Origin of the sequence: Zunongwangia sp. HGR-M22, assembly GCF_027594425.1 — a bacterium.
Lineage (GTDB): Bacteria > Bacteroidota > Bacteroidia > Flavobacteriales > Flavobacteriaceae > Zunongwangia.
Window position 1 is genome coordinate 426,543 of record NZ_CP115159.1, and the last position, 21,617, is coordinate 448,159.

Sequence of the window (21,617 nt, forward strand, 5' to 3'; positions counted from 1 at the left end):
TATGTTTAGTAGAGATCGCTGGGACGAAATTATAGAAGCATTAACCTCCAATTGGTTTAGAACACTGCTTACCGCCTTTGGTGTATTATGGGGGATTTTTATACTGGTAATACTTCTGGCGGCGGGTAAAGGCTTAGAAAATGGAGTGAAGCAGGGATTTGGAGATATGGCAACAAATTCTATGTTTATGTGGTCCAGAACTGTTTCCAAATCCTACAAAGGGCTTCCTAAGGGAAGAGAATATAATTTTAAAACAAGTGATGTTGAGGCTATAAAAGAAAATGTTCCCGGCTTGTCAATTGTCTCACCCAGAAATCAACTAGGTGGTTTTGGAGGAGCTAATAATGTTGTGCGAGGTCTTAATAGCGGTGCTTACAATGTGTATGGCGATTATCCTGAAATTATAAAGCAACAGCCAATGGATATAACTTCCGGTAGATTTCTTAATTACTCGGATATTGAAGAAAAGAGAAAAGTAGCAGTTATCGGTGAGGGGGTAAAAGATGGTTTGTACGATTTAGATGAAGAAGTTTTAGGCTCATACATCAAAATTAACGGGGTCAACTTTATGGTGATTGGCACCTATAAGAAAAAAGGAAGCGGCGGCGGAGATATAGAAGAGCAGCAAAAGGAAATTTACGTGCCTTTTTCAGCATATTCCCAGGCTTTTAATATGGGGGATGTTGTGGGTTGGATGGCAATTACCGCAGATGACGATCATTCTATTACCGAGCTTAAAAACCGAATTTTTAATGTTATTAAAACAAGACATACGCTGCATCCAGATGATGATAGAGCAGTAGGGAATTTTGATTTATATGAAGAGTATAGCCGGATAAACGGATTGTTTGTTGCACTTCGATTTGTAGCTTATTTTGTGGGTACCTTGGTGTTGTTGTCTGGTATAATTGGGATTAGTAATATCATGCTTATTGTAGTAAAAGAACGAACTAATGAAATCGGAGTTCGAAGAGCTTTAGGTGCAAGTCCCTGGAATATTAGAGGGCAAATTTTATTGGAATCCATATTCTTAACGATTGTTTCAGGGATGGTAGGTATCATACTTTCTACCATCGTTATTTTCATCATCAATAAAGTTTTAGAAGGAGTGGATACTTCAGAAATGATGTTTGCAAATCCATCAGTAAATATTGGCGTGGTATTAATTGCGCTGGCAATTTTAGTGATTTCAGGATTACTCGCAGGATTAATCCCGGCGCAAAACGCAATTAAAATAAAGCCGGTAGACGCTTTAAGAACCGAATAGAATCAAACCTAAGATAAATACAATCAAAAATGAAAAGAACAGTTACCATCATTATTTTAGCCATAATTTTTATAGGCTTTTTGGGTTCGCTGTATTACTACTTTCAAAAAGGTCAAGAAGATCCTGTAGTTTATCAAACCGAGCAACCATCAACTCAAACAATAACCAAGAAAACAGTGGCTACAGGTAATATAGTACCGTTAGAAGAGATCCTAATAAAGCCTAATATTAGCGGAATTATTGATGAAATTTATGTTGAAGCGGGAGAATCTGTAGAGGCGGGAGACTTAATTGCTAGGATTAGAGTGATCCCAAATGTAACTTCATTGCAAAGTGCAAAGGATGCAGTAGCTACAGCAAAGATCAATTTAGATAATCAAAAGAAGCTCTATGATCGTCAAAAATTTTTATTTGATAAAGGAGTAATCTCTGCAAACGATTTTGATAATACTGAAGTTGCCTATCAAAGAGCAGAACAAAATTATAAATCTGCTCAACAAAATTTTGAGATCGTAAAAACAGGAACAACAAGCGGGATAGGTGTTGCTGCCAATACTTTAATAAGAAGTACAGTAACCGGGATGGTTTTAGATGTGCCGGTGAAAACGGGAAATCAGGTAATCGAATCTAATAATTTTAACGACGGAACTACCTTAGCAACTTTAGCTGATGTAAATAAAATGATCTTTGAAGGAAAGGTTGATGAAAGTGAAGTAGGGAAAATAAAAGAAGGTTTGCCTCTTGAAGTTACCGTTGGTGCGATCGAAAATAAAACTTTCGATGCTGTTTTAGATTATATCGCCCCAAAAGGAGTAGAGGAAAATGGCGCGATTCAGTTTGAAATTAAGGGAACTTTAGATAAAGCTGATGCTACTTTTATTAGAGCAGGTCTTAGTGCAAATGCTTCCATAATTCTTGAAAAGGCTGAAGATGTTCTTGCTATAAAAGAGGCCCTGGTTCAGTTTGACTCCAATTCACAACAGCCTTATGTAGAAATTGAAACCGGAAATCAACAATTTGAGCGCAAAAACATTCAACTTGGCGTTAGCGATGGTATTCATGTAGAAGTAAAAAGCGGAATTGATAAAGACGCTAAAATTAAGGTTTGGAATCAACTGAAACCCGCACAAAATGTTGCTACGAATTAAAAAATAATAGTTTTTGTAACATCTCAACTTTTCATTAGACATATCAATTACAATATTAATTATGAAGAAATTTAGTTTTTTAACCATTTTACTTTTCGTTGGGTTCATCACCAACGCACAGGAGAAAAAATGGACTTTACAAGAATGTGTAGAATATGCTTTGGAGCATAATATCTCTGTAAAGCAATCTGAGCTTGATGTGGAAGCTTCAGAAATCGATAAAAAAGATGCGATAGGTAATCTTTTACCGGCGATAAATGGTAATGCCAGTAACTCTTGGAATACAGGTCTAACCCAAAATGTAACCACGGGGGTGCTTCAGAATCAGACTACAAGAAACTTTTCTGCAGGGGTAACAGCAAGCATCAATTTGTTTGATGGCCTTCGTAATTACAAGCAATTACAGCGTGCAAAATTAGCTAAGCTTTCAGCACAGTATTCGCTCGATAAGATGCAGGATGATATTACGCTTAATGTTGCAAACTCATATTTACAGGTGCTTTTTGCAAAACAGGATCTAGAGGTTTTAAAATCTCAAAATGAAGTCACACAAGAGCAATTAGAGCGTACGCAACAGCTGGTAGATGCAGGATCTTTGCCAAGAGGGGATCTTTTAGAAATTAAGGCAACAGATGCCGATGAAAGACAACGTATTATTGTAGCTCAAAATAACATAAGGATTTCTTTAATTAGCCTGGCGCAAATGCTTTTAATTAAAGATTATGAAAACTTCGATATTGTAGAGTATGACTACGATATTTTTGGAGCTGAGATTTTAAATAATTCAGTTTACGATATTATTGAAAGAGCAAAAGAAGAACGTTCTGAAATTAAAATTGCAGAGGCAAATAAAGAAATTGCTCAACAAAACGTTGAAATTGCGCGTGGAGCTTATATGCCAACTTTAGGGGCTTTTGTAAATTATAATACCAGAGAGACAGGAGCAAATAGAATTGAATATTTTGATCCTCCGGGAACTTCAATTACAGAGATTGGTTACGTAGAATCTACAGGAGAGCCTGTTGTGACAGAGACTAGTGATCCTGCGGTTCCAACAGTGATAGGTCCACGTCCTTTTATCGATCAGTTATGGTTAAATGATGGTATTTCTTATGGGTTTCAATTAAGCGTTCCTGTATTTAATGGATTTTCAACCAGAAACCAGGTACGAAGAAGCCAGGTAGATGCGCGTAGAGCAGAATATCAATTGGAACAGGCAGAGCTAGATCTTGAAGCAAATGTTTATCAAGCTTACGTAGATGCCTCTGGTGCTTTTGAAGCTTACGAAGCGGCATTAGTTGCAGCAGAATCTCAGGAACAAGCTAACGAATATGCTACAGAACGTTACGATGTAGGATTAACAAATGCTTTTGATTTTAGTCAATCTAAGTTACGTTTTGAAAATGCACAACGCGAGGTGATTCGTGCTAAATATGATTATATTTTCAAATTAAAAGTACTGGAGCTTTACTTTGGAGTTCCGGTTTCAGATTTACGATTTTAAATTTACCCCAGTTGGGAGATTTACAGTAATAATAGATAATAGATCATCTACGATTGATGATTAAAAATGATTGCGTTTAAAAATTTTATAAATGAAAAAGAAAACTCTTTTTATCATTCTTGGTGTAGTAGTATTGCTAATTGTATTACTTGTTGTAGGGAAAAAATCGGGAATGTTCGGTAAGAGCGGTAATTTTAAGCAGATCGAAGTTACGGAAATTAAACCATTGGATATTGTAGAAACGGTATCTGCTACCGGAAAAATTCAGCCCGAAGTAGAGGTTAAATTATCTTCTGAAGTTTCAGGAGAAATTATTGAGCTTCCTATTAAAGAAGGGCAACAGGTAGAAAAAGGTGATCTTTTGGTTAAAATTAACCCAGATCTTTACCAGTCGAGCTTGCAACGTTCTCAAGCTAGTATGGAGAATACTCGTGCAAATTATGCACAATCTCAGGCTAGTTTAAAACAAGCAAAAGCCGATTATGAGCGTAACAAAACTTTATTCGACAAAGGAGTTATTTCGAAAGCTGAGTGGGATGGTATAGTATCTAATTACGAAGTAGCAGAAGCAAATAAAGAGTCTGCTTACTATAGCATGCAAAGCGCAGCGGCGACTGTGACCGAAGCTCAGGATAATTTAGGTAGAACTAGCATTTATGCTCCAATGAGTGGAACTATATCTAAATTAGATGCTGAATTAGGTGAACGAGTTGTAGGAACACAACAGATGGCAGGTACCGAAATTTTGAGAGTAGCCAATCTCTCTAATATGGAAGTTGAAGTTGATGTTAATGAAAATGATATCGTAAAAGTTGAAGTAGGAGATTCTACCACAGTTGAGGTTGATGCGTACCTGAGAAAAGAATTTAGAGGAGTGGTAACCGAAATTTCTAATTCTGCAGATAGTGAATTAACAACAGACCAGGTAACCAATTTTAAAGTGAAAGTAAGAATTTTAGAAGAATCTTACCAAGATCTTTTAGAAGGGCGAGACGAGAATTATTCGCCTTTTAGACCGGGCATGACGGCTACCGTAGATATTATCACAAACCAAAAGAATAACGTAATAGGAGTGCCAATTAGTGCTATTGTTGTAAAATCTGATACAACCTCTGCCAAAACAGGGTCAGTGCCAGCTTCAGCAAAAGAAACAGACCCTTCTAAACTTTATGAGTGTGTCTTTGTTAAGAATGGAGAAGAAGCTAAATTGCGCGTTGTAAAAACCGGTGTTCAGGACGATGCTAACATTCAGATTACAGAAGGTCTGAAAGAAGGAGAAACCGTAATTACCGGTCCTTATAATGTGGTAACAAAAACTCTTAAGTCTGGAGATAAAGTTGAGGTCTCAAATAGCGGTAACAGCGAAGACTAGAGTTTAAAAAATTAAAATTTTGGCTATAATTCTTTGTTTGGAAACAGCAACCACAAACTGTTCGGTTGCTTTGTGTGAAGATGGTAAATTAATTGCTTTAAAAGAAGATAACAGTAAAGGCTATTCGCATGCCGAAAAGCTTCATGTTTTTATTGATCAGATACTCAAAGAAAATAATCTTGAAATCAATAATCTTGATGCTGTAGCCGTAAGTAAAGGCCCCGGGTCTTATACTGGATTAAGAATAGGTGTTTCTACCGCAAAAGGTTTATGTTTTGCTCAGGATATTCCGTTAATTTCAGTGCCTACTTTAACTGCTTTGGCTAAAAAAGTAGCTCCACAATCACAGGAGCAGATTATCCCAATGCTGGATGCTCGAAGAATGGAAGTATATTCCGCAGTATTCGATTCAGCATTTAACCAAGTTAGAGAAACAAAAGCTCAAATACTTTCTGAAGAATCATTTACGGAAGAATTGTCTAAAGGAAAAGTTTATTTCATTGGGAACGGAGTTGCAAAATTCAAAGAAATTTGTGAGCATCCTAATGGTGTTTTTATAGAAGATAAGCTTCCTTCAGCAAAAGAAATGTGTGTTATAGCCTTTGATAAATACAAAATAAGCGACATGGAAGATGTCGCTTATTTTGAGCCTTATTATTTGAAGGATTTTGTAGCAGGATAATCTGCTGTCTTATAGTTCTTTGTCTTCAGAACTGTCTTTAGATTTTTCTGATTCTTTTAAAACAGTCCCACTCATTTTTGTTTGATCGTAAAGATAAACATCTCTTTGTGGATAAGGAATGGTCATACCTGCTTCTTCCAATCTTATCTTACCTTCTTCTAGCATATACCAGTGGAGGTCCCAAAATACAGTATTGGATGCAAAATATCTCACATAAAAATTAACCGAGTTGTCACCAAGTTCTCCAACTAATACCTGTGGTGCAGGATCTGCTTCGATACCTTCCTGTTCTTTTACAAGATTCATCAATACTTCTTTAGCTTTCTTAATATCGTCGTCATAAGAAATACCAAAAGTCATATTTTCGCGACGAACACCGTTTACCGTATAGTTTACAATGTTGTCATTTGCCAAGCTACCATTTGGAATTACAGCTTCCTGATTTCCGAAGGTATCTAGCTTAGTATAAAAAAGATTTACTTCTTTTACACTACCAGAAACTCCTTGAGCTTCAATCCAATCTCCTATTCTAAAAGGTTTTAAGATGATAATCAAAACTCCTCCTGCAAAGTTTGATAAAGATCCCTGTAATGCAAGACCTATAGCTAAACCTGCAGCACCAAGAATGGCCACTAAAGAGGTTGTTTCTATGCCTACTTGGGAGATGGCAACAATAATTACCAATATTTTTAAAGCCCAGTTTACCAATGTAGCAAGGAAACCTTCTAAAGCAGGATCGTATTCTCTTTTTTGCAGTGCATTTTTCATGAATTTTATTATCCTTTTTACGATCCAAAAACCGATAATTAGGATTAAAATAGCTGCAATTAAGTCGGGTAGAAAATCAATAAATTTTTTAGCGTATTCTTTCGCTAGAGCAGAAAAGTCGTTTAATTTATTCATAGTTTTTTAGTAGTTTTCACAAATAGAATAATTTTTTTGAGTAAATGCGAGAAATTCTCGTTTAAGTTTTGTTAAACCAGCTGTATATTATTCAAAACGCTCGTTAAATTTTGCTCGGGTAGCTGGCATTTGCCCTCTTCGCATAAAAATATTTGGGTTTTTCCGTTAATAAATCTGTTGGCAAGTAAAGGCAAGTCGCTTTCTACTTTACTTCCTGAAAGTATCAAATTAGGATTGTAATTTTTCTGAATTTCAGTTTTATACTCCATTGCTTTATTGCCAAGAATTGCAACCTCGTAATAAGGATTACTCATATTCATATATAGTTGAAGCCAGTTAGAATATCCCATAGGGTAGGATTCGATTTTTTCTGAAATAACTTTAAGCATTTTAACGGTGATATCCTGATATTCCATATTCGTCAATAATTTACTTAGCTTGAATAAATTATTAGCCATTACTGAGTTAGAAGCAGGTATTACATTATCGGTGAATTCTACCGGGGTACTTATTAATGGATCATCTTCTAAAGATGTGAAGTTAAAAAGTCCATTTTCGGCATTATGGAAATTTTTGATACTATATTGAAGCATCTTTTTCGCCAGATCGATCCATTTTTTATCGAATGTAACCTCATAGAGCTTAACTAAAGCTTCTATTGTAAATGCGTAATCTTCAAGATAGCCATTAATCTTACTCTTTCCGTTTTTATAAGAATGGTATAATCTAAAATCTGAACCACACTGTTTTTCAATTATAAAATTGGCATTCGTACTAGCAATTTCTAAAAACCTGGTAATTCCCGTAGCAGCATAAGCATCCAAAAAACCTGTAATCGTCATTGCGTTCCAAGAAGTAAGTGTTTTATCGTCTAGACCTGGCCTTTTTCTTTTTTTTCGTGCTTCTGAAAGAATACCAGTCCATTTCTCTTTTTTATTTTGAAGTTCCTCTAGCGAGATTTGATGTTTCTTGGCGAAGCTTTTGTCGTCTTCGGTTTTATAAAGAATATAATTTCCGTTTTCCCAATATCCTTTTTCATTGATGTTGAAATAAGAAGCAAGTAAGTTGTAATCTGAAGTTAATAACTTCTGAAGTTCTTCTTTTTTCCAGGTGTAGTAAGCGCCCTCTTCCTGTTTTCCGCTTTCATTTTCAGAATCAGCATCCAGAGCAGAGTAAAATGCTCCCGAACTATCTGTAAGCTCATTTTCGATAAATAGGGCTGTTTTTTCAACAATCTCTCTAAACCATGGATATTGAGTAAGTTTATAAGCTTTGCTGTAAACGCTTAGCAGTTGTGCATTGTCATAAAGCATTTTCTCGAAATGCGGAACATGCCATCTTGCATCTACAGCATATCTGGAAAAACCACCGCCCACATGGTCGAATATTCCTCCAAAAGAAATTTTATTTAGTGTGTGAAGAACGTAATCATTTAACTGGGTATCTTGAAATTGATAAGAATATCGCAGTAAAAAATCCAGATTAGTGGGCATCATAAATTTTGGAGCATTTTTATTACCTCCAAGTTTAGTATCCAAATATGGTTTCCAGATTTCTAAAAAATTCTTCAAATGATCCTGAGAGAATTCTACGTCATTTTCATCAATTTCAAGAGTCTTTAATTGGTGTAGTCCTTCTTCAAGTTTTTCAGCATAATTAGTTAATTGCGCTGGCTCTTTCTCGTAAATCTGTCTAATTTGGCGCAAGGCGCTTATCCATTGTTCTTTTCTAAAATAAGTGCCGCCCCAAACAGGCCTGCCGTCTGGTAGCGCCACAATATTCATTGGCCAGCCACCACGTCCGGTCATTATTTGTACGGCCTGCATATAAACCTGATCGATATCTGGTCGTTCTTCACGATCTACCTTTATAGAAACATAATGCGCATTCATGATATCAGCAACCTCTTCGTCTTCAAAACTTTCGTGCTCCATTACATGACACCAGTGACAAGCCGAATAGCCAACACTTATAATAATTAGCTTATTACTCTGTTTTGCCTCCTGTAATGCCGTTTTATTCCATGCTCTCCAATCCACTGGATTATGGGCATGCTGAAGCAAATACGGACTACTTTCATTTATTAAATCATTAGTAAACTGCGGGGATTCCATAACCTATTTTTAATAAAAGGTAGTAAAATTTAAAAGTTTTGGTGCAATGAAGTTTAGATAACTTCACGTTCGTAATGACAATCTAAAGGTGAGATCATTATATTTGTCTCTCAATATCAGTACAAAGCCTATATTTTGAGGGCAGTAATTAATTAAAGTTTTGGTAACCTTGGAGCGCTTTTAATTTGAAAAAAAAGAAAGACTTTTGCTGGTTGAAAATATAGGATTTATGGAAGATGTATACATTGTAATGCTGGTGGCCCTTCTTGCACTGGCAATTACAGATTTGGTGGTAGGAGTAAGTAATGATGCCATCAACTTTTTGAATTCGGCTATTGGGTCTAAAGCCGTTTCAATGCGAACCATTTTAATCGTTGCCAGTATAGGTGTAGCTGTAGGAGCGATATTTTCGAGTGGTTTGATGGAGGTTGCCAGAAAAGGGATTTTTCTGCCTCAGCAATTCTATTTTGAAGAAATCATGATCATTTTTATGGCGGTAATGATTACAGATGTACTGCTGCTCGATTTCTTTAACTCTATTGGTCTTCCTACTTCGACAACCGTATCTATTGTTTTCGAATTACTGGGTGCTGCTGTAAGTATAGCTGTAATTAAGATCTATAAAGATAGTGGCGATTTAGGATTATTAACTAATTATATAAATACCAGTAAGGCGACAGAGATTATTATTGGTATTTTAATGGCGGTAGTTATTGCCTTTATTATAGGGTTGCTGGTTCAATATATATCAAGGCTTATTTTCTCTTTTCAGTTTGAGAAAAAAATGAAATATGTTGGAGGTGCTTTTGGTGGAGCTTCATTAACCGCTATCCTTTATTTTATCCTTATAAAAGGTCTTAAAAGTGTTACTTACCTTTCTGAAGAAACACTAAATTTTATAAATGAAAATACATTATTAATAATACTTATTGGTTTTGTAATATTCTCGATTATCAGTCAGCTTTTAATGAGTATTTTCAAGCTGAATATTCTTAGGGTAATTATTGTTATAGGAACTTTTGCCTTGGCGTTAGCATTTGCTGGTAACGATTTGGTAAACTTTATTGGAGTGCCTATTGCTGCGTGGCAATCTTTTACTTTATGGGAAGCTGCTTATCAATCTTCAGGAACATTACCTTCAGAGCTTTTGATGAGCGGTTTAAGCGGGAGCGTCCCTACACCAGAGTTTTTGCTAATCATAGCAGGTGGTGTTATGGTAGTAACTTTGTGGTTTAGCAGTAAAGCCAAAGCAGTAGTAGAAACGGGAGTTAACCTGGCAAGACAAGGAGATGGAGTAGAGCGTTTTGAACCCAATTGGCTTTCCAGAAGTATTGTTCGCTATTCTGTTATAGTTAGTGGAGCTGTTTCTACCGTAGTGCCAAAAGTGGTTAAAAATAAAATAGATAAGAAATTTGAAAAGCCAGAAAATACTTCTAGAAGTAAGAGGTTAGATGCTCCGGCCTTTGATATGGTTAGAGCCTCTGTAAACCTGGTTGTGGCCAGTATTTTAATTTCTATAGGTACAAACCTTAAATTACCATTATCTACTACCTATGTAACATTTATGGTAGCTATGGGTTCTTCTTTAGCAGATAGAGCATGGGATCGCGAGAGTGCTGTTTATCGTGTTGCAGGAGTACTTAATGTAATTGGTGGTTGGTTTGTAACAGCATTAGTAGCATTTACAGCAGCAGCAATTTTTGCTTGTATCATTTACTACGGAGGGACTATAGCCTTAGCTGTTTTAATCATTTTAGCCGTAGTTCTTGTGGTAAGAAGCGGAATAATGCATTCTAGAAAATCGAAAGAAGAGAAGAAAAATAAGCGATATAATCGTACCGATATTATTACGATTAATGAAATTACCACCGAAACTTCAGAGAATATTTCTAGTGTAATACACGGGATTAATAGAATGTACACTAAGACGGTCGATAATCTTGGTTATCATGATCTTGGCAAACTGAAGAAAAATAATAAAGCTATAGGGAAGCTTGAAGAGGAAGTAGATGATTTAAAGGGGAATATTTTTTATTTTATTAAATCGCTAGATGATGACTCTGTTGAAGCCAGTAAATTTTATATTTTGATTCTGGATTATCTTCAGGATATGACGCAGTCTATAGCATTTATTACTCGTAATAGCTATAACCACGTTCATAATAATCATAAAAACCTGAAGTTTAATCAGATTAGAGATTTGAAAAAGGTTGACGATCGTATGCAGGTTTTATTCGATGATATTGAGCATACATTTAATAATCACGAATTTGGGAAAATAGATCAAATTCTAACAGATAAGCAGGAATTACTGGATTATGTTTCAGACTTAATTCAGAAGCAAATTAATAGGATTAGAACATCAGAAACCAGTCCTCGTAATACAAAATTATATTTTGGATTGTTATTGGAAACTCGCGATCTAATAACGTCTACGATGAGTTTGTTGCAATTATTTCAGGATTTTTATCGTGAAGCAAAAAGTACTTTATAATAAATATTTAGTATTAATAAAAAAGCCGCTTAAAATTGATAAGCGGCTTTTTTGTTTTTATTTCCGAAGAAATTATCCATTTACAGCTTCAACGTAATCTACTTTTCCTTTCAGCATGTCACGAAGCATCGTTTCGATTCCGCTTTTTAATGTCATAGTAGAGGATGGGCAGCCACTACAAGCACCTTGTAAAATAACTTTTACTGTTCTTGTTTCTTCATTGTAAGAATCGAATAAGATATTCCCTCCATCATTGGCAACGGCAGGTTTAATATATTCTTCCAATATCGCTACAACCTGTTGTGAAGTGTCATCTAACTCATCAATATTAATTTGTGGCTTTGGGGCTTTTGCAGCATCTTCGGTTGTATTATTTTTTTCCGTAGAAGTGGTAACGGCATCATTGTTTAAAACCGAATTTCCCTCCTGAATAAAATTGCGGATAAATTCACGCAGTTCCATGGTGATTTCTTCCCAACTGGCAACATCAAACTTATTAATACTCACATAATTCTCATCAATAAAAACTTCTTTTACAAATGGAAAATGAAATAATTGTTGCGCTAAAGGTGCATCCTTCGCATCGTCGATATTTTTAAATTCTGCCGCATGAAGCACAAGCTTACGATTGGCGACAAACTTCATTACCTTTGGATTAGGTGTGCTTTCAGCATAAACAGTTACCGGAATATTTTTCTGCTCGGTTTCATCGTTTTTGATAATGATTCCACCTTTATTAAGGTAAGATTCTATTTGTTCAGCTACTTCTTGCTCTACCTCTGGCCATTCTACAATGTCGTACTTTTCAATAGCGATAAAATTCTGTGAGATATAAACTGTTTTTACAAAGGGAAGGTAAAATAACTGTTGTGCTATAGGCGATTTTGCAGCTTCATCTATATTTTTGAATTCAAAATTCTCATGCTTGGTTAAAAATTTGTTAGCTTCAAATTTAACAATCTGAGTTTGTGTAGTATGTTGTATATTAATTTTGTAATTTTCCATTATTCTTAATTTTTGGCAAAAATACTAAACAAAAATTATCTTGTAGATTTATTGCCTAACTTATATAAAATTGAAAATATAGTTTGATAAAATTTTACTCTAATTTTATAGTTTTTAAACGAATCAAAGGCTTATTGATTTTAAGCTTATTTTTCGTTTTTCCAGTCAATAATGCGATAGCACAAGAAGTTATCCCAACCTACTCCGATTATTTGACAGATAATTTATATCTTCTTTACCCTTCTATGGCGGGCGCTTCTAATTATAATCAGATACGTCTAACCGCAAGGCAGCAATGGTTTGACGTTAAGGATGCACCCAACTTACAAACTTTAAGTGTTAATGGAAGACTAGGTGAAAAGGTTGGATTAGGTACTATTTTTTTTAGAGATGAAAACGGTTATTTTTCGAAATTGGGTGCTTATGGTACTTTTGCTTATCATCTTATGTTTTCTCGCGATAACGTCAATCTGAATCAATTATCATTCGGGATTAGTGCGGGGATTATTCAGCATCGTTTAGACCAATCTCAGTTTACAGTTTTTGATCCTTTAATTGGAGGCCGTAATGCAACCGATTTTTTTGCTAATATGGATTTGGGAATGTCTTATTACTACATGGATTTCTATGCGCATATTGCAGCTAAGAATATAATTTCTGTAGAGCGCGATTTATTTTATTCAGATGCCGTTCCTAATAATCAAAGAAAATATTTGGCATCTGCCGGTTATGTTTTTGATTTCTATAAAGATGATTGGGGATTAGAACCTTCAGTTTTATTTCAGTTACGAGAGCAAAATTCGCAGAGTAGTGTAGACGCAAATCTAAAAGCTTATAAAGATTTTGATTTTGGCCTTGGGTGGATAGGTGCTTCTTATCGGCATAGTTTTGATGCTTCAGAATATAACAGAAATGGGGAAGAAGTAGCTCGCCAAAGTTTGAAATATATCACACCGTTTTTAGGTATTGAATATAAACAGTTTATTTTTGGGTACACTTTCAGCTATCAATTAAATACAATGGTGTTAAGTGATAATGGATTCCATCAACTTACACTAGGTTATAATTTTGGAAAGAATAGAGAACGATACGATTGTCACTGTCCCGCAATAAATTAGAATTTTTTTTGCTTTACCTGAAATTCTTCTTTTTCAGGATTAATTATTTTCTGAAGTACATTCGGATTAGTATTCGTATAAAATTTACATTCTCCTTTTTGTTGAAAATTAGTATTTAGTATTTTCAATTTCTCCAAGACTGCTTTTGTCTGTCTGGCAACCGCTTCACCAGAATCGATGATTGATATATCGTTGCTGAAAAAATGACGTAATTTAGGGATCAGGTAGGGGTAGTGACTACAACCGAGAACCAGATAATCTAAAGCTTGTTCCTGAAACGGAATTAGAATGTTTTGTAATAAGATATCCATTTCTTCGGAATTAATCTTATCGGCTTCAATAAGCTCTACAAGACCATTTCCTTCTACTTCAATCACTTTTAGGCCTCGTGTATACAATTCTGAAGTTTTTGAGAATAATTGGCTGCTAAGCGTTCCTTTGGTTGCAAGAATGCCAATCGTTTTTGTTTTCGATTTTAAAGCAGCTGGTTTTATTGCTGGTTCAATTCCTATAAATGGTACGTCAAACTCAGTTCTTAGCTCCTGGATTGCATTGGTGGTTGCGGTGTTACAGGCTACAACAATTATTTTAGCGCCTAATTCTAAAAGTTTAATGGTGTTCTTTCGGCTTAATGCCACAATTTCTTCTCGACTTTTTATTCCGTAGGGAGCATTAGCGCTGTCTGCAAGGTAAATAGTATTCTCGAAGGGAAGAAGTTCGTGAATTTCTTTCCATATAGAGGTGCCGCCTATCCCAGAATCAAATATGCCGATTTTATCTTTTACCATAACTCCAAAAATAAAAACTGCGCAGATATCTGCGCAGTTTTTATAGAATTTTATGTTTTAAGGTAAATTACATACCTAATTCAGTCTTTACAGCTGGCATTAAGTCGTAACCATCTGCCATGATTACTCCAGCACCTGTTGTAGAGTCTAATACATAGTCGTATCCTTTAGCTCTTGCGACTTTTTGAATAGCACCACGAGCTTTTTCTAAGATTGGTCTTACAAGATCTTGTTGTTTTTTCTGAAGATCCTGAGAAGCTTTTTGGCTGCGTTCTTGAATTCTTCTTTGCGCACCTTGTAACTCCATAGAACGTTTTTGGTTTTCTTCCTCAGTTACAGTTTCTGCTTCAGCTTCGTAACGTTGAAGCGTTTTTTGAGCTTCATTCATCATATCTTTGATCTCAGCATCGTAAGTGTTTCGTAGCTTATCAAGCTGCGTCATTGCTTCTTTGTAGGCTGGCATAGACTCGATAAGATCCTGAGTTGCAATGTGAGCGATTTTAGAATCCTGCGCATTTACAAATGTTGTAGCTCCCAATGTTAAGGCTAGGGCTATAAAAAGTGTTTTGAATTGTTTCATTTTAATTAATTATTAAGTGTTAAAGTAATTATTTGTTAATTGATTGTATCCTTAGTTCTAACTTCAGCTTCTCTGGCTGCATTTATACTATCTCTTCTTCTCTCTCTGTCTTTCAATATCTGTGCCCTTCTTTCTTCAAATTCAGCTTTTTTAGCAGCTCTCATAGAATCACGTTTTCTTCTTCGCTCTTCAATATATAATTCGCGTTCTGTTTTGGCATTTTGAGAGGCTTGCTCCCGAGCTTGAATTACTGAATCCTGCTCGACAGTTCTATTTTCTGCTTGTTGTAATTCTATAAGATCCTGGCGGCTTTCAATCTCTTCTCTATTAGCAGCCCTTGTAATAATTCTTACTACCTGATCGCTCATATCGTAATTGGATTTGGCATAAATCATACCAATATCTGAGGTTCGATCAAAAATAAAATCAAATTTTCTTCTTTCAGCTATTTCCTGAACTGCGTTAAATACCTGGTCTTGTATAGGTTTAATTAGCTGGCGCTTTTGTAAAATATAATCACCACCCGGGCCAAATCTTTTTTGTTGATATTCGGTCAATTGATCCTGAAGATACTTAATATCATCTTCTCGTTCCTCTAAAAGTTCTTTAGTTAATAAAGTTCTTTCGTTTTCAAGCTGGGTCTGAATTTCAGAAATTGCTCTTTTTTTAGTATCTATTTCATTTTTCCAATCCTGCACACGATTATCAAGTTGATTTGATGCTTCCTGATATTCCGGAATATTCTCTAAAATATAATCCATGTCAATATAACCAATATTGAGTCCGCGTTGGGAAAAAGCTCCCAGGGGTAAAAGTATGGTTAGTATGATAAGGAATATTTTTTTCATAATTGGTAGATAGAAAATATCATGCCATTTTAAAATTGTTGCCCAATGATGAAGTGAGTTTCCCATCCGTTAGCACCGCTATTAGGTTGTCCTGGCAGTGCATCGAAACCATATCCAAAATCGATACCTAATAATCCAAAAGCTGGCATAAATATTCTTAAACCTGCACCTGCAGATCTGTTTAGCTGAAATGGGTTAAAGTCTCTAAAATTATCATAAGATGCACCACCTTCTAAGAAAGTTAATGCATAAATAGAAGCTGAAGGTTTAAGCGTTATCGGGAATCGAAGTTCTAGAGAGTATTTATTATAAATAGTAGCTCCATCATCATTCGATGCCTGGCTTAAAGAGTTAGTTCTGTCTAGCGGAATTAAAGATTGATTGGGATAACCTCTAAGACGTATAGTCTCACGACCATCAAGGCTGTATGAGCCAAGACCATCGCCACCAAGATAAAATCTTTCGAAAGGTGGTACTCCACGATCCTGATTGTAGGCACCTAGAAATCCATATTCTACATTAGTTCTTAGTACCAAGTTTTTGTTTTCTCCAAAATTAGCCAATGTAGTATACCAATCTCCTTTAAATTTCACTTTGTAAAACTCTAACCATTTATATTTTTCCTGGTCAATTTTCGCCTGATCGCCAACGGCATTTGCTTCGGTAACACGCCCACCATTTCTGTTAATTAAATTACCATCGTTGTCTTCTAATTGAAATTCTCTTTGGTTTTCTAAGTCATCATAGTCAACACCATTCCATAAAGAATAAGGAGGAGTGAACTTAGCTGTAATACTGAAAACAGATCCTGCAATAGGGAATATTGGGTTATATCTTGTATTATCTCTAGTAATACCAAAGGTGTAAGTTAAGTTGTTAGAGAAACCATCACCGTAAGTAAATAAACCGGTATTATAATTATTAAGATCGTAACGTTGAAACCCTAAAGTATGTGAAACCTGAAGATATGGATCTGGCTCTGTTAAACGTTTCGCAAAACCTACACTAACCCCTAAAATGTCGAAACTACGGTTTTTGTCAGCTCTTCTCGATCGGTAGTCATACAAGAACTGTCTTGTGTAAGAAAATGATGTTGATAGCTGTACTGGCTTTTTACCTCCTAGCCAAGGCTCCATAAAAGAAAGACTATAGGTTTGGTAGTATGTACTTGCCTGTGCCCTTAAAGATAATCTTTGGCCATCTCCCATCGGTACCGGCTTGTAAGCTTCTTTATTGAAGATCTCTGAGATAGCGAAGTTGTTGAAAGAAAGTCCTAGTGTACCTATAAAGCCACCGCCACCGTAACCACCTTGTAGTTCGATTTGGCTGGCGCCTGCTTCCACAACGTTATATTCTAAAGATAATGTTCCACTTTGTGGATCTGGATCAATAAATTCAGGACTTAATTGTTCTGCATCGAAAAATCCTAATGAACCTAATTCCCTAACGGTTGAAACAACATCTTGTTGGTTGTATTTTTGTCCCGGTTTTGTTAGTAAATTTCTATAGATTACGTGATCTTTTGTTTTGTTATTTCCAACCACTCTAATTTCATCAAAATACGCTTCTTTACCTTCGTTAATACGTAATTCGAAGTCTATAGTGTCATTGTAAACACGCGTTTCAACTAAGTTGAAACTTGAGAATAAATAACCGTTATTTCTATAGATTGTTGAAATATTTGTTGCGTTTGGATCCTGCGCTTCGATTCGTTCGTTAATAAGAACACCATTATAAGTGTCTCCTTTTTTGATTCCCATTGCGCGATCTAAAAATTCATCTGTATAAACTGTATTCCCTACAAATGAGATATCTCCGATAAAATATTTGTCTCCTTCTTCAACTTTAATATTTAGGGCGATATTTTTATCGTCTATTTTTATAAGACTGTCAGATATGATACGCGCATCGCGAAAACCATTTTCTTTAAGCTTATTAACCAGGTTTTGTTTGTCTTCTTGATAATCGTCGCGGTTAAATTTAGAGCGTTTCCAAAAGCGATAAAAGCGTTTTTGTTTTGTGTTTTTCATTGCTCTTTTCAGCTTCGCATCAGAGATCTGATCGTTACCGATAATATCAATATTTTTGATCTTTACTTTATCACCAGTATCAATATTTACAACCATATTTACCTGATTGGTACCGGTTGTGTCTTTTACTTCTACAGTATTGATAGCTACTTTTGCATTAAAATAGCCGTCTTTTTTATACTTGCTTTCAATATAGTTTTTGGTATTTGTAATTAAGTTCTCGGTAACATTTACACCGGTTTTAAGCTTATTCTCATCAATAAGCTCTTCTTTATCTCTTTTCTTTTTAATTCCCTGAATTCGAACTTCTGATAGTTTTGGGATATCGGTAATAACAAGCTCAAGATCGGCCACTCCGTTATCTATATTAGTAATATAAAATTCAATGTCACTAAACATATCTAGATCCCAAAGTTTTTTAATTACATTACTTAAACGTTGTCCCGGGATGTAAAGTTCTTCACCTTTTTTAAGTCGAGTAAACGAGATTACGGTTTGCTCGTTGTATCGTGTAGATCCAGTTACTTTAATTTCGCCTAAAGTATATTTTTTACCATTTCCTATAGGGAGATCCTGCGCATTGGCAGCGATACTAAGAGTAAAACAAATTATTACGAATGCTACTATATTTTTCGTCATAAATGCACTAACTAAGTTGCTCACTTGTTTTTCCAAATCTTCGTTCTCTGTTTTGATAATTATAAATGGCTTCGTAAAGATTTTCTTTTCTAAAGTCTGGCCATAAAATACTTGTAAAATACAACTCGGCATAAGCCATTTGCCAAAGCAAAAAGTTGCTGATTCTTTGTTCGCCGCTAGTTCTAATCATAAGATCAACATCGGGCACATCTTTGGTATATAAATTTTCAGAGATTAAAGAATCATTGATCTCATCTGGTTTTAACGTTCCATTTTGTACTTTATTGGCTAAAATTTTAAATGCAGAGGTTATTTCTTCTCTGGATCCATAGCTTAAAGCTAAAATTAACGTCATTTTAGAGTTGTCTTTTGTCTTATCGATAACATCTAAAAGTTCTCTTTTCGCTTTTTTTGGTAAGTTCTCAATATTACCAATGGCGGTTAATCTAATATTATTATTTTGTAATGTTTTGATTTCTTTTTTTAGCGAAGAAACCAAAATTTTCATTAAAGCATCAACTTCAAATTTAGGGCGGTTCCAATTTTCTGTTGAAAATGCGTAAAGAGTTAGATATTTAACTCCGATTTCGGCACTTCCTTCAACTACATCTCTAACCGATTTTACACCTTCGTTGTGCCCAACGGCTCTTAAAAAGCCCTGTTTTTTGGCCCAACGACCGTTACCGTCCATAATAACGGCAATATGCGCAGGTAATTTTGTTAAGTTGAGATTTTCTTTAAAATTCATTCTCTAAAAGCTCGAATAACAGGGTTTTCTCCCGAAGGTTATTGTAAATGTGATTCCGGTAAAAACATACCAATCATTTGTATTTTGATTTCCAAAGGTAAGAATAGGATCTTGTGTGTCGGTTAATTCCTCTGGATTACTTCCGTCTAAATTATCTGTAAACGTATATCGCGCGCCAATTTCTACTGCTCCAATTAGACGCTGAGTTAAAGTTGTTTTGTAACCAATAACCATTGGGATCGCAAATTCCCAGTTTGTACCCTGGTTTACCAATGGTCCTCCTCTAGATCCATCTAATATTACGTGGTCTGCACTAAAATAAGTAACACCTGTGTAAAGATAAGGGCTGCTTTGCGGCGTTCCCTTATGAAGATCGAAATCCCAGAAATTAAATTCTAAGCCTAAGGATGCTTCTGTAATCGTATTACTAAAAGAGTAACCTCTTTGTTCTCTTCGGGTATCATTACTTTCGGTATCATCTGCTTCTATATTTCCCATAATAACAGAAAACCTAAAGGAATGGCGAGGGCTGCGATTCCATTTAAGAATACCCCCGAATGCCAAATCACTTGGGTTGATGTAAGTAGATTTACCCACATCACCAATATAATTTGCGCCACCCAAAAAGGCACCGACCTCATAGGTCTGAGATTGCAAATGTACTGAAGTAATTACCATTAAAACTAAAGCTATTCGATACCGCATAGGTTCTTAAAAGTTTGCAAATATAACAATTATGTTTGCTCTGCAATAATTTGAGCTAATTAGTATTACATTAACAGAGTTTTAAAAAAAATATTGTCTAATTACGTTTATCCTCTCCCCATAGAAGTTTCTTTCTTAGCGTCTGTAGAAAGCTATTGTCGTGAAGTTCTACTAGATTAATAGTATAGGGTGCTTTTTTAATTATAATTTCAGTATCATTAGGGAGACTTGCTAAGCGTGAATCCATCGATAGAAGATGAGAGTCTTCGCGTCCACTAACTTTTAAAGTGATTTTTGTATTATCTTTAATAATAAGCGGTCTTGCATTTAAATTGTGAGGTGCGATAGGTGTGATTACGATAGAATCTGCATCTGGAGTAATAACCGGCCCGCCACAACTAAGGGAATATCCTGTGGATCCCGTAGGTGTAGCGATTATTAATCCATCCGCCCAGTAAGAGGTTAAATATTGATCGTCTAGCCAGGTGTCTACTGTAATCATCGAGGTTGTATTCTTTCGGCTAACTGCTATTTCGTTTAGGGCTACATTTTTAAAGATCTCTTCATTAAATTCTGGATTTGTTTCCACTTGCAATACCGTTCTTGGAGAAATACTAAAGTCTTTTCTCAAAATCGCGTGTATCGTTTCTCCAATTTGCTCTTTCTGAATGGTAGATAGAAATCCTAAACGCCCTGTGTTTATACCAACGATGGGAATATCCAAATTCTTAATATAATTCACCGATTTTAAAATGGTACCGTCGCCACCAATAGTGAAAAAAAGATCAAAACTGTCATCTAAAACATCGAATGTTTCATAGTCACTATATTCCCCCGTAACGCTTTGATTTTTATTGATAAGTTCTAAAAAATAACGTTCGATAATAACTTCAACTTTTTGTTCTTGCAAAAGCTCTAAAAGTTGATTGATGTAAGTGCCGGCGTTTTCGTGATAAAACTGGCCGTAAATGCCTATTTTCATATTAAATGTTTAGGTATTTGTCCAGATATTTAGAGCGTTCTCGAAGATTTTTATTAAATGAATCTTCCTGGTGTTGGGAGATAATACTGTAACCATATCTTCGTAGTGATTGTATCACTTCAGTAATTCCCGTAGGATTTATTTTGATGGTAATTTGGGCAAGATCGTTTTCAATTTTAGACACAAATAAGCCAAGTAAATGTACGTTGCTTGATTCTATAATCTGGCTTATTTCACTTAACGAATAATCTTTAAATCCTTTTTCTACTACAATAATGTTTCCTGCTTCGTTCAAAAAGGGAGTTTCGTTAAAAATTCCCATAATTTCATTTAATTCGATATAACCCAGATATTCATTTTCGTTATCTAATACAGGTAGGATATTCGAATCATTTTGTGCAAAAGTTTCGAGTACATCTAGCCAGTAATCGGTATTTCTAACAAAAAAACCTTCCAGCGCATATTGGTAATCTTCAATTGATTTTTCGGCATCAAAGCAACGAATGTCATTTTCAGAAATACATCCCATATATAATCCGTTATTCTCTACGGGCAAGTGAGAATAGGTAAGCTGATTAAAATCTTTCTGTACTTCACCAATTTTGTCAGTAAAATGACGAATTGAAACGTCATTTAAAATATATTCTTCCATATTCATATCCCACGTCCTTTAGCGCAAATTAATTAAAA

The 21,617-nt window shown here is 35.3% G+C and carries 18 protein-coding genes; 7 read left to right on the forward strand and 11 right to left on the reverse strand.

Going from position 1 to position 21,617, the window contains the following annotated elements:
• Position 1 precedes the first annotated feature (1 nt).
• The 5 genes from PBT91_RS01860 to tsaB all read left to right on the forward strand — a co-directional run bounded on the left by PBT91_RS01860 (position 2) and on the right by tsaB (position 5,973).
• Positions 2–1,267, forward strand: coding sequence for an ABC transporter permease (locus PBT91_RS01860; RefSeq protein ID WP_270060117.1), 1,266 nt, complete (start codon positions 2–4; stop codon positions 1,265–1,267).
• 29 nt (positions 1,268–1,296) lie between these two features.
• Positions 1,297–2,415, forward strand: a complete 1,119-nt coding sequence (locus PBT91_RS01865; RefSeq protein ID WP_270060118.1) for an efflux RND transporter periplasmic adaptor subunit — start codon at positions 1,297–1,299, stop codon at positions 2,413–2,415.
• 61 nt (positions 2,416–2,476) lie between these two features.
• Positions 2,477–3,919 carry a TolC family protein gene (locus PBT91_RS01870; RefSeq protein WP_270060119.1) on the forward strand — a complete coding sequence of 481 codons (1,443 nt, stop codon included), beginning with the start codon at positions 2,477–2,479 and terminating at the stop codon, positions 3,917–3,919.
• A 91-nt stretch (positions 3,920–4,010) separates the two neighbouring features.
• Positions 4,011–5,291, forward strand: a complete 1,281-nt coding sequence (locus PBT91_RS01875; protein ID WP_270060120.1) for an efflux RND transporter periplasmic adaptor subunit — start codon at positions 4,011–4,013, stop codon at positions 5,289–5,291.
• A gap of 19 nt (positions 5,292–5,310) precedes the next feature.
• Positions 5,311–5,973 carry a tRNA (adenosine(37)-N6)-threonylcarbamoyltransferase complex dimerization subunit type 1 TsaB gene (gene tsaB, locus PBT91_RS01880; protein WP_270060121.1) on the forward strand — a complete coding sequence of 221 codons (663 nt, stop codon included), beginning with the start codon at positions 5,311–5,313 and terminating at the stop codon, positions 5,971–5,973.
• A 9-nt stretch (positions 5,974–5,982) separates the two neighbouring features.
• On the opposite strand, the gene PBT91_RS01885 is transcribed toward tsaB, so the two are convergent.
• Positions 5,983–6,876 (reverse strand): mechanosensitive ion channel family protein, encoded by an 894-nt coding sequence (locus PBT91_RS01885; protein ID WP_270060122.1) that lies wholly within the window; start codon positions 6,874–6,876, stop codon positions 5,983–5,985.
• Positions 6,877–6,947: 71 nt separating this feature from the next.
• On the reverse strand, positions 6,948–8,990 hold the full coding sequence (locus tag PBT91_RS01890) for a thioredoxin domain-containing protein (RefSeq protein WP_270060123.1): 2,043 nt from the start codon (positions 8,988–8,990) through the stop codon (positions 6,948–6,950).
• Between the two features lie 229 nt (positions 8,991–9,219).
• Here PBT91_RS01890 and PBT91_RS01895 point away from each other — a divergent pair, with 229 nt between their 5' ends.
• A complete protein-coding gene (locus tag PBT91_RS01895) occupies positions 9,220–11,484 on the forward strand; it encodes an inorganic phosphate transporter (RefSeq protein WP_270060124.1) in 2,265 nt (754 codons plus the stop codon).
• Positions 11,485–11,556: 72 nt separating this feature from the next.
• Here the strand turns inward: PBT91_RS01895 and PBT91_RS01900 are convergent, their stop codons facing one another.
• Positions 11,557–12,489 (reverse strand): NifU family protein, encoded by a 933-nt coding sequence (locus PBT91_RS01900; protein ID WP_270060125.1) that lies wholly within the window; start codon positions 12,487–12,489, stop codon positions 11,557–11,559.
• Positions 12,490–12,623: 134 nt separating this feature from the next.
• Here PBT91_RS01900 and PBT91_RS01905 point away from each other — a divergent pair, with 134 nt between their 5' ends.
• Positions 12,624–13,607 (forward strand): PorP/SprF family type IX secretion system membrane protein, encoded by a 984-nt coding sequence (locus PBT91_RS01905; RefSeq protein ID WP_333474213.1) that lies wholly within the window; start codon positions 12,624–12,626, stop codon positions 13,605–13,607.
• On the opposite strand, the gene murI is transcribed toward PBT91_RS01905, so the two are convergent.
• The 8 genes from murI to PBT91_RS01945 all read right to left on the reverse strand — a co-directional run bounded on the left by murI (position 13,604) and on the right by PBT91_RS01945 (position 21,585).
• Positions 13,604–14,395, reverse strand: a complete 792-nt coding sequence (murI, locus tag PBT91_RS01910; RefSeq protein ID WP_270060126.1) for a glutamate racemase — start codon at positions 14,393–14,395, stop codon at positions 13,604–13,606. The genes PBT91_RS01905 and murI overlap by 4 nt on opposite strands.
• A gap of 67 nt (positions 14,396–14,462) precedes the next feature.
• Positions 14,463–14,975, reverse strand: coding sequence for an OmpH family outer membrane protein (locus PBT91_RS01915; RefSeq protein WP_270060127.1), 513 nt, complete (start codon positions 14,973–14,975; stop codon positions 14,463–14,465).
• A gap of 35 nt (positions 14,976–15,010) precedes the next feature.
• Positions 15,011–15,823 (reverse strand): OmpH family outer membrane protein, encoded by an 813-nt coding sequence (locus PBT91_RS01920; protein ID WP_270060128.1) that lies wholly within the window; start codon positions 15,821–15,823, stop codon positions 15,011–15,013.
• A 29-nt stretch (positions 15,824–15,852) separates the two neighbouring features.
• Positions 15,853–18,492 (reverse strand): outer membrane protein assembly factor BamA, encoded by a 2,640-nt coding sequence (gene bamA / locus PBT91_RS01925; protein WP_270060129.1) that lies wholly within the window; start codon positions 18,490–18,492, stop codon positions 15,853–15,855.
• Positions 18,493–18,499: 7 nt separating this feature from the next.
• Positions 18,500–19,240: an isoprenyl transferase gene (locus PBT91_RS01930; RefSeq protein WP_270060130.1), complete on the reverse strand. Its 741-nt coding sequence runs from the start codon at positions 19,238–19,240 to the stop codon at positions 18,500–18,502.
• 3 nt (positions 19,241–19,243) lie between these two features.
• The gene (gene porG / locus PBT91_RS01935; RefSeq protein ID WP_270060131.1) at positions 19,244–19,945 is read right to left on the reverse strand and encodes a type IX secretion system protein PorG; all 702 of its coding nucleotides are present in this window, start codon (positions 19,943–19,945) and stop codon (positions 19,244–19,246) included.
• A 97-nt stretch (positions 19,946–20,042) separates the two neighbouring features.
• On the reverse strand, positions 20,043–20,927 hold the full coding sequence (locus PBT91_RS01940) for an NAD kinase (protein WP_270060132.1): 885 nt from the start codon (positions 20,925–20,927) through the stop codon (positions 20,043–20,045).
• Between the two features lies 1 nt (position 20,928).
• Positions 20,929–21,585 carry an acetoin utilization protein acuB gene (locus PBT91_RS01945; protein WP_270060133.1) on the reverse strand — a complete coding sequence of 219 codons (657 nt, stop codon included), beginning with the start codon at positions 21,583–21,585 and terminating at the stop codon, positions 20,929–20,931.
• Positions 21,586–21,617: the final 32 nt, after the last annotated feature.